The following is a 14,294-nucleotide window of genomic DNA, read 5'->3' on the forward strand; positions in this document are numbered from 1 at the left end:
GGGTCAGCCCGTTGTTCTCTCCACGTCGATAACACTTTCCACCTGACGGATCTTCTCGATCAGGGAATTCAGCTCCTGCTTGCTACACACATTAAAGGACATGGAGATCGTCGCACGTTCCTGCTTGTTGGTACGGCTGTTGATGGATCGAAGATCGATCTTTCTCTCTGTAAAGATCTTGGAAATATCAACCAAAAGTCCGGTACGGTTGTTCGCATAAACCTGGATCTCTGCCTCATATTTTTCATTATCCGGCTTATCCGGCATCTGCCACTCTGCTTCAATCAATCGTTTCCGATCGATCTCCGGCATGTTCAGAACATTCACACAGTCCGTACGATGAATGGTGATTCCTCTTCCTCTTGTCACAAAACCTACGATCTCGTCTCCAGGGATCGGGCTGCAACACTTGGAAAAGCGGACTGCCACATCGTGGATGCCTTTTACAACGATACCACTCTTGCTCTTGGCAATATGCAGCTTCTCCTGAGATTCGGAAGCAGCTTCCAGAACCTGTTCATCTGTAAGGTTCTTCTTGTGTTCCCGCTCATAGGCTTCTACAAGCTTATTAAACACCTGGCCCTCTTTCAGTCCGCCGTGTCCGATAGCAGCCAGAACAGAATCCCAGTCACGGAAACCGTATTTATGCATAACGGATTCCATGTACTGCGACTTCGTATAAAGTCCTGGCTTAAAGCCCTTGGTCTTGGCATACTGATTCAGCATGTCCTTACCTTTCAGGATGTTATCTTCCTTGAGCTCTTTTTTGAACCACTGGTTGATCTTGTTCTTGGCCTGTGTACTCTTTACGATCTTCAGCCAGTCACGACTTGGTCCCTGTGAGTTCTGGGATGTGATGATCTCAATACGGTCTCCGTTCTTGATCTTGTACTCGATCGGTACCAGTTTTCCGTTAACTCTGGCTCCCACCATCTTATTTCCGACTGCACTGTGCACGCTATATGCAAAATCGATCGGTGTGGAACCGTTAGGCAGAGTTTTTACATCGCCCTGCGGAGTAAAGCAGTATACACTGTCTGCAAAAAGATCCAGGTCATTCTTCAGAAGGCTCATGAATTCCCGGTTATCAGACATATCACGCTGCCATTCCAGGATCTGACGCAGCCAGTTCAGCTTCTCCTCCTCGCTCTTACCCGGTTTCTTACCATCGGAGGTTTCCTTATATTTCCAGTGAGCTGCAATACCGTATTCTGCGGTTTTGTGCATCTCGAAAGTACGGATCTGAATCTCAAAAGGCTGTCCGTTGGGGCCGATCAGCGTTGTATGCAGAGACTGATACATGTTGGCCTTCGGCATTGCGATATAATCCTTGAATCTTCCCGGAATCGGCTTGTACATCTCATGAATGACACCAAGTGCTGCATAACAGTCCTTTACTGTGTCTACGATGATTCGCACTGCAAAAAGGTCATAAATCTGGTCAATGGTCTTATCCTGGTTGACCATCTTCTTATAAATACTGAAGAAATGCTTCACTCGGCCGTCAACCTGTGCCTTGATATTGGCATCCTCCATATGTTTCTTCACCTGCTGCACAATGGCATTGACAAATTCTTCACGTGCACTCTTACGAAGAGCAACTTTTTCTACCAGATCATAATAGACATCCGGCTTCAGATATTTGAGGGAAAGGTCATCCAGCTCAACCTTGATCTTGGAAATACCAAGACGCATAGCGATCGGTGCATAAATATCCATGGTTTCCCTTGCCTTCTCCTGCTGTTTCTCCGGTCTCATATACTGCAGTGTACGCATGTTATGAAGACGGTCTGCAAGCTTGATCAGAATAACTCTGATATCCTTGGCCATTGCCAGGAACATTTTTCTTAAGTTTTCAGCCTGAACTTCCACCTTATCCTTGGAGTATGACAGCTGGCCCAGCTTGGTTACGCCGTCTACAAGGAGCGCCACCTCTGAACCAAATTCCTTCTCCACTTCTTCATAAGTCATCCAGGTATCTTCCACTGCATCATGAAGAAGGCCTGCCACAATGGTCTCCTTATCCAGCTCAAGATCCGCCAGGATGATCGCTACACAGAGAGGATGAATGATGTAAGGCTCACCGGATTTACGCTTCTGATCCTTGTGTGCTTCACTGGCTACCTTATAAGCCTTCTCTATCATGGAAATGTCTGTGGACGGATGATATTTCTTCACACTCTTTATAAGCTCCTGGTAAAGCACCTCCGGGCTTGTAAAATCATGCATGGATTTCACCGCCGCATCTGCCTTCCTGACAGACTCCAGTTTTTCTTTTTCTTCTTCCTTCTGTACTTCAATGTTCTGTTTTTCCGTATTCTTTGTCTCCGCCATTAAATCCCACCTGCCTGTGCACAATTTCGTACTGCCGTAAGCTACAGCAGCTCACATCCCCTTCCACCTGACAGAAAAAATATTACTTTCCGTCGTAACAGATCACAGATGCTACATCATAACCTTTCAGACGGTCCCGTCCTTTCAGTCCTGCCAGTTCCATAAGAAAAACAACCTTCACAACAACACCGCCAAGCTCCTCCACAAGCTTGATGGCTGCTTCCACACTTCCGCCTGTTGCAATCAAATCATCTACGATCACTACTTTCTGACCCGGTTTAATGGAATCCCTGTGCATTTCGATCGTTGCACTTCCATATTCCAGATCATAGGTTGCGGAAACTGTCTCACATGGAAGCTTGCCCGCCTTACGAACCAGGACAAACGGTTTATGAAGATTGTAGGCAAGCGGCATACCAAAAATAAATCCTCTGGACTCCAATCCTGCCATCACGTCAAAATCCACATCTTTCAGACAGTTCTGCATGGAATCGATTGCAAGCTGTAAACCGTCTGCATCCTGAATAATGCTGGTAACATCACGGAAAATAACCCCTGGCTCCGGAAAGTCCGGGATACTTCTTACATATTCTTCTATTTTTTTCATAATAACCTCCAATGGCGTAATTTGTCAATCAGATGATAAATAGTATATCACTTTTTCTATATGGAATCAATGTGCAACCCGACAGAACTCGCATAAATGCGACAGCATATTGACTGCAAATTGTCCAGTATACAAACTTTTTCTTCCAGATTTTCTATTCCATGAGATAATTCCGGATCACGATCTGCAGTGTTTCTCTTCCCTGATACCGGTTGATCTCCGGATAATAGGTCACCGCAATGCTTCCGCAGTTTTTCACATCATTCACAAACTCGTCCGCCTCTCCGAAATATACCGCTTCGATCACACAGCCTGTACTGTCCGACAGCTGAAGCTTTGCCACATTTCTATTTTTGCCAAGAACACGGCTGCTTAAAACATGCAGTCCTTTCTGGGCAAAAAGCGGCTTCGTATTTCCTTTTCCGAATGGTTCCAGCAGGGATATCTCTTCCACAAGCTCTTTTTTTATGTAGGAAACCGGCATCGGCACATCAATAAGGATCTTTGGCATCAGATCTTTTTCTGTTAATGTACAGTTTTCATTTAAGCGTCTGCGGAACTCTTCCACATTTTCTTCTTTTATGGAAAGACCTGCCGCCATCGGATGGCCGCCGTATTGTTCCATAAGATCATCGCATTTTACCAGTTCATCAAACATGGAGTAGCTTTCTATGGAGCGTCCGCTTCCCTTTACCGCAGTCTCGCCTTTTGTCAGAACAAAGACCGGTTTATTGTACTTTTCCCGGATACGTCCGGCAATAATTCCTGCAAGACTCTCGTGGCAGTCCGGCAGAAAAATCACAAGAACCCGATCCTTTCCGATTTCTGTCTCTTCCACGATACGGATCGCTTCTTCTTTTCCCTCTTCTGTAAGTGCCTTACGGCTCTGATTTAACGCTGTCAGATCTCCCGCCAGCTTCGCCGCCTCATCCTCCGTCTCCGCGCAGAGAAGTTTCAGGGAACGGGCAGCTGTATCCAGCCGTCCGCTGGCATTGATACACGGTCCCAGTATAAATCCCACATGATAAGCTGTAATCTCTCCATCTTCAAGTCCGTTGGCACGGATCAGCTCACGAAGACCTTTGTTAGAGGTATGTGCAAGCCTTCGCAGTCCCTCTTTTACCAGAATACGGTTTTCTCCCTGCAGATCCATTACATCTCCTACCGTAGCGATTGCTCCCAGCTCCAGAAAATCTTCCAGCTCCTTTTCCGGAATTCCACAGGCTTCATAAAGCACACTCACAAGTTTTAACGCAACTACGGCTCCGCACAATCTTTTTTCCGGGTAGCTGCAATCCGGCTGTTTGGGATTGACGATCGCGTCTGCAGGCGGAAGAATTAGTTCACGCCCTTTCTCCGTTTCTTTATAGGGAATCTCATGGTGATCCGTTACAATAACAGTCATTCCCTTATCTTTCGCCATTTTGATCTCATTGTACGCTGCAATTCCATTATCGCAGGTAACGATCACATCTATTCCGTCTTCCACAGCTCTTTCGATCAGATGCTCATGGATTCCATATCCATCTGCTACCCTGTCCGGAATATAGGTGTCTGCCAGTGCACCCACGCGTTTAAGTCCCTTGAGTAGAATAAATGTAGAAACTACGCCATCAATATCGTAATCACCAATGATCCGGATCCGTTTTTTTTCTTTTATTTTATTTCGCAGAATTTCTACCGCCTTATCCACATCCTTCATAAGATGTGGGGAAGCCAGTTCATCCTGTGTTCCATAAAGGTATTTCCGAATCTCGTCTTTATCCTGTACATCCCTGTTCCGGATCAGCCTGGCAATTACCGGATCAATTCCAAATTCATTTCCGATTGCAGCAAAATCTGCTCGTTTTGCTGCGACTACCCATCTTTCCATGTTATTTCCTCCTCAGCAGATTATACTGCTTTTTCTCTGCAAAGTGACGCAATAGCGCTATTGTAACTCATAAGGCAGTTTTTCCGCAAGTTTTTCCTGATATCCATTACCATATCTTTTTAATACAAAAAACGTTCCGCCGGGAAAGAAGATTCTCCCGATGCGGAACGCTTTTCAATAAATTTTATTCTGTTTTATCCTCACCGTTCTGCTGCTTTTCTGCTTCCTGCGCTGCAAGACGCTCTGCAACTCTTTTACGGTTTTTCTTTTTTGGCTGCTGTGGAGCAGCTGGCTGTCCGGATGGCTGTTTCACTTTTTTATCAGTAGAAGCCTGTGCGGATGTTGCCGCTGCAGCCGGAGCTGCAAAAGTTTTTCTGCCAAAAGTCTTCATTGTATACCACAGTGCGCCTGTAATGCATACAGAAGAATATGCTCCGCCGATGATACCTACCATCAGAGGTGCGGCAAACTCTTTAATGGAAGAAACTCCCATAACGTAAAGGATCGCAACCATAACGAAGGTTGTCAGAGATGTGTAAATGCTTCGTGTCAAAGTTTCTGTGATACTTGTATTTACGATCTCTTTCAGTTTCTCATCTGCAACTTTCTTTCTGCCCTTCATATTCTCACGGATACGGTCGAAAATAACGATAGTCGCATTGATAGAATAACCGACGATCGTCAGCATACACGCGATAAATGTATTTCCCACAGAAGTTCTGGAAATAACATAGAATGCAAGTACTACCAGAACATCATGCAAAAGTGCAAGTACCGCGCTGCTTGCAAACCGGATATCCTTGAAGCGGAACCAGATATAGAGAAGCATAAAGATCGCTGCAACGATAACTGCAACAATCGCATCTCTTCTCATCTCGTTGCTGACTGTCGCTGAAATATTCTCAGATGTGATCAGGCTTGTATCCACATCAAAATTCTCTTCCAGTGCCTTGTTCAGTGCTTCACGCTCACTGAGATCCAGAGAACGTGTCTTAATAACCACCTGGTTAGTTCCCTGTACCTTTGTAGGCTGTACATTCTTATCTCCTGTTACTGCCTCAACAACCGGTGTTACCTCAGAGTCGATCTCTTTGATATCCATCTCTTTGTTGAAGGTTACATTCGTGGAAGTACCGCCTGAGAACTCTAGGCTGTAATTCATTGCCTTATCACCGATCACGTTGCTGTGTACCAGCATTCCTACAGGTCCACAGAGGATCAGGATAATGGAAAGTGCAAAGAACAGTTTTCTCTTTCCAAGGAAATCAATAACCTTACGTTCTTTGGCTACACCATAGAATTTCGGATCACGGACACCGATCGCATACACTGCGTTGATCACAAATCTGGATACTACCAGTGCTGTGAACATGGAGATCACAATACCCATAGCCAGTGTGTAGGCAAATCCTTTAACAGAACCGGAGCCAAGCCACATCAGTACGCAGGCTGCAATAAGTGTTGTAATATTTCCATCAAAAATAGCACTAAATGCTTTGCTGAATCCGCTCTTGATTGCTGCATGAACAGAAAGTCCTGCTCCGATCTCCTCACGGATTCTGGCATAAATGATAACGTTGGCATCCACCGCCATACCAATGCCGAGAATGATACCTGCAATACCCGGAAGCGTAAGGGTGATATCAAAGGCATTCAGTGTGATCAGCATTAACGTGGTATAAAGGATCAGTGCAACAGATGCTACAAGACCAGGGATACGATATGCAATGATCATGATCAGCATAACGATCACAAGACCGATAGCTCCTGCTTTTACACTTGTTGCAATAGCCTCCTCACCAAGCTGTGCAGCTACTACGCTGGAACGAAGCTCAGTAAGCTCAAGGCTTAAGGAACCGATTCGTATGTAGGATGCAAGGTTCTGCGCTTCCTCTGTGCTGGCCATTCCGGTGATCTGAGCTTTTCCACCAGATATCTCCTCGTTTACATTCGGAGCACTTAACACCTGATTGTCATATACGATCGCGATCTGCTTACCAACATTAGCCTTGGTTGCTTCCGCGAATTTTGTTTTTCCATCTTTTGTAAGAGTCAGGCTGACTGCATATTTCTGGGAGCTTGTGGATGAATCCTGATAAGCTCCTCCCTCAGCATCTGCAACGTCTGTACCTTCCAGTACAACAGAGCCTGCCTTCTGAATATCTTCAATGCTTCTTGCAAGAACATATCCGCTTTCGCTGTTTCCTGTTGTAAAGTTCTGGTTTCCGTCTGCATCTGTCTGATCGATAAAATACAGAGAACCTGGCTTTCCAAGCTCTTCCAGGATCGCATTCGCGTCTGATACTCCCGGAATCTCAATAGTAATACGGTTGGAGCCTTCCTGATATGCCTGTGCCTCAGTACTGTACTGAGAAACACGCTGCTGCATCTTATATACAGTATCGGACATATCTTCCTTGCTCGGATTGCTGTCCTTCGCCTGGTATGTGATGCTGACACCGCCGGCAAGATCAAGTCCGGTATTGATATTCTTAGCCGAACCTGTACCTGTAGGGCCAATGCCCACTGCAGCCACATAGCAGAAGAATACTGTGACGATTGCCGTCAGAAGCAGCACTGCAATTCCTCTACTTTTCTTCATTTTCTTTTTCCTCTCTTATTCCGCCAAAGCAGCTTTTATCATGATAGCGCACTCCACACGCTTCCTCTGGAGTTCGCATCCGATCTTATAATTCCCCCGGATATCTCCGCCGAAATGGTAGCCGTTCGCTGCACAGCCACCGCTGCAATAGAATCTGGCAAAGCAGTCCTTGCAGTCCGGTTTCGTATAGACGTTGCATCTGCCGAAATCTTTTACGATCTCAGGCTTTGTGATTCCCTCGTCTACATTACCCATAAGGTACTGTTCCTCACCGACAAACTGATGACATGGATAAAAATCTCCCCATGGTGTTACAGCCAGATATTCTGTTCCTGAGCCACACCCGGAAAGACGTTTATATACACATGGGCCGCCGGTAAGGTCGATCATAAAGTGGAAGAAATTAAACCCTTTACCTTCTTTTTCCCTTTTAATCATTTCTTTTGCAAGAATGTCATACTGTTCCAGAATCTGAGGAATATCCTCCTCACGGATCGCATAATCCTCTGTATCTGCAGCTACAACCGGCTCCACAGAAATCTGTTTAAAGCCAAGGTCTGCCAGATGCAGGACATCCTTGGAAAAATCAAGATTATGATGTGTAAAAGTTCCTCTTACATAATACTTGTCCTGATTTCTGGACTCTGCAAATTTCTCGAATTTCGGCATGACCAGATCATAGCTTCCTGCTCCTTTACGGAACGGGCGCATGTAATCATGAACCTCTTTTCTTCCATCCACGCTCAGAACTACGTTACCCATCTCTTTGTTACAGAATTCCATAACCTCATCATTGAGAAGGACTCCATTGGTTGTCAGGGTAAAACGGAACTTCTTATTATGAAGCTTCTCCTGCTCTCTTCCGTATTTCACAAGATCTTTAACAACCTGCCAGTTCATAAGAGGCTCGCCGCCAAAGAAATCCACCTCCAGGTTCTTTCTGGAGCCGGAGTTCGCGATCAGGAAATCCAGTGCTTTCTTTCCTACTTCAAAGGACATCAGTGCACGTCTTCCGTGATACTCTCCTTCCTCGGCAAAGCAATATCTGCATGCCAGGTTACAGTCATGAGCAATATGAAGACAAAGGGCTTTCACAACAGTCTGACGATTCTTTGTAAACTCATCAATGATGTTCTCATAAATATCTTTTGTAAAAAGCATTCCCTGTTCCTGGAGCTTTTTGCATTCAGTTACAGATGTTTCCACATCTTCTTTCTTAAAGCGGTCACCAAGTTTCTCTGCTATCGCATCCGCTTCCATGCCTTCCTCAAGATACGGCAGCACCTCATAGGTTACTTCATCTACAAGATGGATGCAGCCGCTGTTGATATCCAGCACAATATTATATCCATTACTCTGATAACGGTGAATCAGACTCATCTTCCCGCAATCCTTTCTAAAAATCTTTTCATAACCCGACAAAACGCGCCCTCCGGCGCGTTTTGCTGGATACCTGTTACTTCAGATAAGACAAGTGAAGCAGCGGAAGATCCGCTGCTTTCCACTCATTCAACGGCTGCTTCTTATTTATGCTCGCAGCTCTGGTTTCCTACTGTACAGGAAGTCTTGCAAGCAGACTGGCAGGATGTCTGACATTCGCCACATCCACCCTTCTTAACCGTGTTCTGAAGGTTCTTTGTATTTAATGTCTTGATATGTTCCATGATATATCCTCCTTTATGTATTCTATCTCCGCCTAGTATAGCATAAAATTACTGATTTTCAAAGTATTTTTTTGCAAGCTTTTACGACAGCATTCCACCAAGTGCTCCGCCACCCAGACACATGAAAAAAGTCGTCACTGCATGCGAAAAAGTCATATCCCATTTTCCCTGTGCCAGAAAGGAAACCAGAAGCAGTAACAGATAATAGGAAAGCCCCGTAACGATTCCCCACAAACATCTGTCTTTTCTCATAAATCTGCCGACAGCCAAACCTCCGATCAGGCAGGAAACTACATAAATAAAGATAATTCCCGCTGCTGCTATCCCTTCTCCCGGTTCAAGGCGAAACAGAATAAAAGCAAGAACAAGCAGCAGACAACCTGTAATTCCATAGGCCAGAAGTAACGACCACAATACTGCTTTTACTTTCATAAAAAAGCCCTCCCATGGTCATTATATGGGAAGGCTTTTGTCGTTATTCTCTGTTTATCTTATTTCTTTCTTCTTTTAAGGAATACTGCAACTCCTGCCACAACAGCTGCTGCTACAAACAGAATCACAAATGGAAGAATCTGTGTGGTATCTCCTGTATTTACCTGTTTTTTAGATGTCGTCTGTGAAGATGCTTCCTCCGACCCTTCATCAGAAGTGCTGCTGTCCTGTGAAGAAGAGGCTTCCGGATCCGCACTGCCAGATGAAAGATTATCAGATGTATCCAAATCTGTATCTGCACTTTCCGCTACATCTGTGTCTGCCGTACTTGCAGACTGTGAGGTATCAATGGAAGCTGTATCAGCCGCCGGTGTCACTGTAGTACTGCTGTCACTTCCGGCATCAGGGCCTACCAGTGATTTACTTCCGGCGATTCCAAATGGACTGAAAGAATGTGTGCTGAATGTCATAGTATCTCCGTCAACGCTCGGAATAATTGTTTCCATAGCTCCATTATCCAGAAGATGCTCGATGGAATATGTATAACCGGCCTTAACAGGAACTGTCACACTGATATATTCGCCATCCGGAATCTTATACTCTGTATTCTTCTGGGTATCCCACAGCTCAAATTCATAAGACTTAAAGATCGTTGCATCCTCTTCATTGGTAAACTCATAATCATCACCACCGGAAACACGAAACTGAACATACCATGGAAGGTCAATACCGGAAACCGTAATTCCGTCACAGGTATGATTCTGTACTGCGGTCTGCTCTTTCTCGGTGTCTGTCAGATCTGTCGCTGCATTTTGTGGACGTTTATCCTCTTCTTCGTCTTTCCTGTCAAAAATATTGTTATTATCTTCCGGAATCTCTGTTATTTCAGGAATCTCTGTTATTTCAGGAATTTCTGTTATCTCAGAAGCTTTATCCTCTTTATCTGGCTCTGTCCTATTATCTTTATCCTCGGATATACTATCATCTACTGATGGCATTGTTGTTATTTCAGGAGCTTCTGTTATTTCCGGTTCTTCAACGCTGTCCTTATCCTGTTCTGAATCATCAGTTGTCTCAGAATCCGCTACCTGTGATGGCGTTACAGTTATTTCAGGAGTTTCTGTTGTGTCCGGAATCTCTGTTACTTCAGGAGTTTCTGCAACTTCACCTTTCTGATTTCCGTCTTCTTTATCAAAAATATCTTTATTATTGATATTTCCTACATTCTCATCATCTACCTTCTGATCAGCCGGATCCTCTATCACATCCGAATCTGCCTTCCCACCATTCTGTTCGGAGTCTGCATCGCTGTCTTCAGATATTCCACTCTTATCTGCGTAATCATTTCCGGCTTTCTCATCGGAAGTATTCTCATTGTCTGTACTACTTTCATCAGAAGCTTCCGCGTTATTATTTTCATCCTTATCATAGACTTCTTTATAATCTGTACCGCTACTATTACTTTCAGATTCTTTAAAATCATCAATACTACTGACCACCACAGTCACATAGCCTGTAAGCGTCCCTGAACTGCTATCCCAGCCCGGAAGCCCGGAAAATTCTGTATCTGTTGACGGTTTAAACACAACTGCACAGGACTGTACTCTCTTCTCCGGTACATAAGAACCATCCACCCATGAAAGTGTTCCATAAGAGTTAGATGGAAGTGCCACATTAGACAAAGCCGTCGGGCTGTCAATCGTGATATTGTCCGGAATTACCGCGCCAGCTTCAATACCGGATGTACTTCCCGCGTAAGTCGGAAATGTCTGTCCACCAATAAGTGTCATAGATAAAGCTGCTACTGCCAATATTGAAAAACTTTTGCTGAAAGTAGTCTTTGTGTTCTTTTTCATAATAATCTGCACCTCTATATTCAAAATCTTTGCTTTATATCTCTCATATGTCTGAAAATTCTTTTATATAAAATATCGAACGCATTTATCACGCGCCCGAACTAATATTTCTCCAAAAATTAATATCTTGTTAATCTTTCGTAACAAATATTTCGTTTTTTCGTCAAAAGCATTATAACACAATTCCTTTTTTTACGACACCCCCAAATTAATTTTTTTTAAGCATCAGCGAAAATTGTTTGATTATTCGTGTTATTTCCCCCATTACCTCATCAATTCCCTCATTTGTCTCTCTCCATGTATCCTTATCTATTGAATCCACACAACATGAGCTCACAAAAAATTCTGTATCCGGATAAAGCAATTTATAATACATTAGAGCACGTCTTGCATGACAGGTTTTGCAACAGAGAATCGCCTTTTGAATGTCCAGGTGCTCTCTGTCAGTAACCTGCCTGGAATAGATCGCGTTTTCATAAGTAAAGGTTGCCTGTTCTTCTTTAAGGATTGCAGATTCCGGCACTCCGTTTTTTATAAGAACATCTTTCAAAAATCCCCATTCCGTTTCATAATTCCCATTATAACCATCTCTTTTATCCAGAACACCCGCAAATTTTCCTAATGTAACGCTGTATTTTCCACTAGGAAGAACCTTTGGGGCCAGGCCCTGCCGGTAAAGCTGCGCCGCCCGCTCTGCCATCTGCGGATAACCATTTCCCGGAATAAAGATCACATCTGCCTTTTCAGGCTTATCTTCTATAAAAATAAAATCCTCTATCTGTTTCAGAAATTCCCCGTACATTTTCCCTGTATCCTTTCTTCTGTATTTCAGAATATTTTTATCTTTTCATGTTCATTTTATCTATAATAATAACATGCTTCCCTGACATGAGCATTGACAAATTTATTTTTTCATTTTCTCCCATCCGCATATTTCTATTTTGTCACGATCACTGTACTGTATCCCTCATCTCTCAGCCGCTGTTCCATGTTCACCGCATTTCCAAGCTGAAGATACGCACCTGTCTGCACCTTATAAAGATCATTTTCTTTCAGTATAAAAGCCGGAAAGCCCTGATCCGTCAACTGATACAGCATTCGATCCGCATTTTCTCTTTTTCGGAAAGCGCCTGTCTGAACTCTGTAATACAACGGTGTCTCAACCGTTTCTTCGTCCAGTGTGCCAAGGATCGCATCTGCAATACTTCTGGCAACTTCATGAAACTTTTCATCAAAAAGCTGATTATCTTTTTCCGAATTGATAAATCCTGTTTCTATAAGAAGTGCAGGCATCTTTGTTCTTCGAAGCACTACCAGTCCGGGACGTTCTTTCACTCCCAGTTCCTTGAACCCCAATTCACCCAACGCTCCTACGATATTTTCAGCCATCTGATATTTAATACCTTTTTTATCATAAACCAACACTTCCACTCCATTGTATTTTCCAGGTTCCTCTCCGCTGTTTCTGTGAAAAGAAATAAAATAATCGGCTCCTGCCTCATTGGCAAAACGTGCCTTCTCAAAAGGAGTCTGGTAGACATCCGTAGTTCTTGTATAAACCACATCCACTCCATTCTCTTCCAGAAGTTTTCCGACTGCAAGCGCCAGCTTCAGATTATCGTCTTTTTCTTTTCTTTCTTTATAAACAGCACCCGGATCTTCTCCACCATGGCCTGCATCAAGAACGATTTTATATGCCATATTTCTTCTCCTAAAATGCATGTGTGTTCATAATAGGATATGTATTTCTTCTTTTCCTGTGAACATTAATGAGTTTTTTATGGTTTGTGCAGGTCATTACATTTCCGCGTTAATTCTTCTTGACTTTTAAGCGCTAAAGTGCTATATTAATACAATCAGTGTTGCATTTTTACAGATGCAGCCATATCGTGAGGAGGAAAAACAATATGAAAAAGCGTGTTTTAACAGCTGTACTTGCAACTGCTCTTGTAACAGGAACCTGTGCAGCTACCGTAAGTGCGAAAGAAGAAAAGACTTATACCATCGGTATCTGCCAGCTGGTTCAGCATAATGCTCTGGACGCAGCAACCAAAGGTTTCGAGGATGCCATCACCGAAAAAATGGGTGATTCTGTAAAATTTGACGAGCAGAACGCACAGGGTGATTCCAATACCTGTTCTACGATCATCAACAGCTTTGTCTCTGAGGGAACTGACCTGATCCTTGCCAATGCAACTGCATCTCTTCAGGCTGCTGCTGCCGGAACTTCCGATATTCCGATCCTTGGCACAGCTGTTACCGAGTATGGTGTTGCTCTCGGAATTGATGATTTCGACGGAACAGTCGGCGGAAACATTTCCGGAACTTCTGACCTTGCTCCACTTGATGAGCAGGCTGATATGCTCCACGAACTTTTCCCGGATGCCAAGAATGTAGGACTTCTCTACTGCTCCGCAGAACCGAACTCCCAGTATCAGGTTGATACAGTTAAAGATGCTCTTGAGAAGCTTGGATACACATGCGAATATTACGCATTCTCTGATTCCAATGACCTTTCATCTGTTGTTACCACAGCTGCCAATGACAGCGACGTGATCTACGTACCGACAGATAATACTGTAGCTTCCAACACAGAGATCATCAACAACATCTGCCTTCCGGCAAAAGTTCCGGTAATCGCAGGTGAAGAAGGTATCTGCCAGAGCTGTGGTGTTGCAACACTTTCCATCAGCTACTATGATCTTGGATACAAGACCGGTGAAATGGCAGTCAGCATCCTTCAGGATGGCAAAGATATTTCCAAGATGGCTATCGAATATGCTCCGAAATTCACAAAAGAATACAACAAAGATATCTGTGATGAGCTGGGCATCAAAATTCCAGACGGATACGAAGCAATCGCAACAGAAGAAACAGCTGAATAATCAGTAAAAAACCCGTTATGTACTGATACAGCGAGAAGGGA

At 43.9% G+C, this 14,294-nt stretch carries 11 protein-coding genes; 1 reads left to right on the forward strand and 10 read right to left on the reverse strand.

Features of this window, described 5'->3' with window-relative positions:
• Positions 1 to 3: 3 nt before the first annotated feature.
• The 10 genes from WMO28_RS00755 to WMO28_RS00800 form a co-directional block, all read right to left on the reverse strand.
• Positions 4 to 2,334 carry a RelA/SpoT family protein gene (locus WMO28_RS00755; RefSeq protein WP_349055791.1) on the reverse strand — a complete coding sequence of 777 codons (2,331 nt, stop codon included), beginning with the start codon at positions 2,332 to 2,334 and terminating at the stop codon, positions 4 to 6.
• An 82-nt stretch (positions 2,335 to 2,416) separates the two neighbouring features.
• Positions 2,417 to 2,941: an adenine phosphoribosyltransferase gene (locus WMO28_RS00760; RefSeq protein ID WP_178644686.1), complete on the reverse strand. Its 525-nt coding sequence runs from the start codon at positions 2,939 to 2,941 to the stop codon at positions 2,417 to 2,419.
• A gap of 154 nt (positions 2,942 to 3,095) precedes the next feature.
• Complete coding sequence (recJ, locus tag WMO28_RS00765; protein WP_349055792.1) at positions 3,096 to 4,814, reverse strand: single-stranded-DNA-specific exonuclease RecJ; 1,719 nt, start codon at positions 4,812 to 4,814, stop codon at positions 3,096 to 3,098.
• A gap of 184 nt (positions 4,815 to 4,998) precedes the next feature.
• A complete protein-coding gene (gene secD, locus WMO28_RS00770) occupies positions 4,999 to 7,416 on the reverse strand; it encodes a protein translocase subunit SecD (RefSeq protein WP_349055793.1) in 2,418 nt (805 codons plus the stop codon).
• Between the two features lie 15 nt (positions 7,417 to 7,431).
• On the reverse strand, positions 7,432 to 8,796 hold the full coding sequence (scfB, locus tag WMO28_RS00775; protein ID WP_349055794.1) for a thioether cross-link-forming SCIFF peptide maturase: 1,365 nt from the start codon (positions 8,794 to 8,796) through the stop codon (positions 7,432 to 7,434).
• Between the two features lie 143 nt (positions 8,797 to 8,939).
• The gene (scfA, locus tag WMO28_RS00780; RefSeq protein WP_015524633.1) at positions 8,940 to 9,080 is read right to left on the reverse strand and encodes a six-cysteine ranthipeptide SCIFF; all 141 of its coding nucleotides are present in this window, start codon (positions 9,078 to 9,080) and stop codon (positions 8,940 to 8,942) included.
• An 81-nt stretch (positions 9,081 to 9,161) separates the two neighbouring features.
• Entirely contained in the window at positions 9,162 to 9,512 is a 351-nt protein-coding gene (locus WMO28_RS00785) for a TIGR04086 family membrane protein (RefSeq protein WP_349055795.1), read from the reverse strand.
• Positions 9,513 to 9,571: 59 nt separating this feature from the next.
• A complete protein-coding gene (locus WMO28_RS00790; RefSeq protein ID WP_349055796.1) occupies positions 9,572 to 11,368 on the reverse strand; it encodes a hypothetical protein in 1,797 nt (598 codons plus the stop codon).
• A 208-nt stretch (positions 11,369 to 11,576) separates the two neighbouring features.
• Entirely contained in the window at positions 11,577 to 12,170 is a 594-nt protein-coding gene (locus WMO28_RS00795; RefSeq protein ID WP_349055797.1) for a YdcF family protein, read from the reverse strand.
• A 134-nt stretch (positions 12,171 to 12,304) separates the two neighbouring features.
• Complete coding sequence (locus tag WMO28_RS00800) at positions 12,305 to 13,069, reverse strand: N-acetylmuramoyl-L-alanine amidase (RefSeq protein WP_349055798.1); 765 nt, start codon at positions 13,067 to 13,069, stop codon at positions 12,305 to 12,307.
• Between the two features lie 206 nt (positions 13,070 to 13,275).
• Between WMO28_RS00800 and WMO28_RS00805 the strand changes: the two genes are divergently transcribed.
• Entirely contained in the window at positions 13,276 to 14,253 is a 978-nt protein-coding gene (locus WMO28_RS00805; RefSeq protein WP_349055799.1) for an ABC transporter substrate-binding protein, read from the forward strand.
• Positions 14,254 to 14,294: the final 41 nt, after the last annotated feature.

It is taken from the genome of Blautia aquisgranensis, from assembly GCF_040096615.1.
In the GTDB taxonomy this organism is placed as follows: Bacteria; Bacillota; Clostridia; order Lachnospirales; family Lachnospiraceae; genus Blautia_A; species Blautia_A aquisgranensis.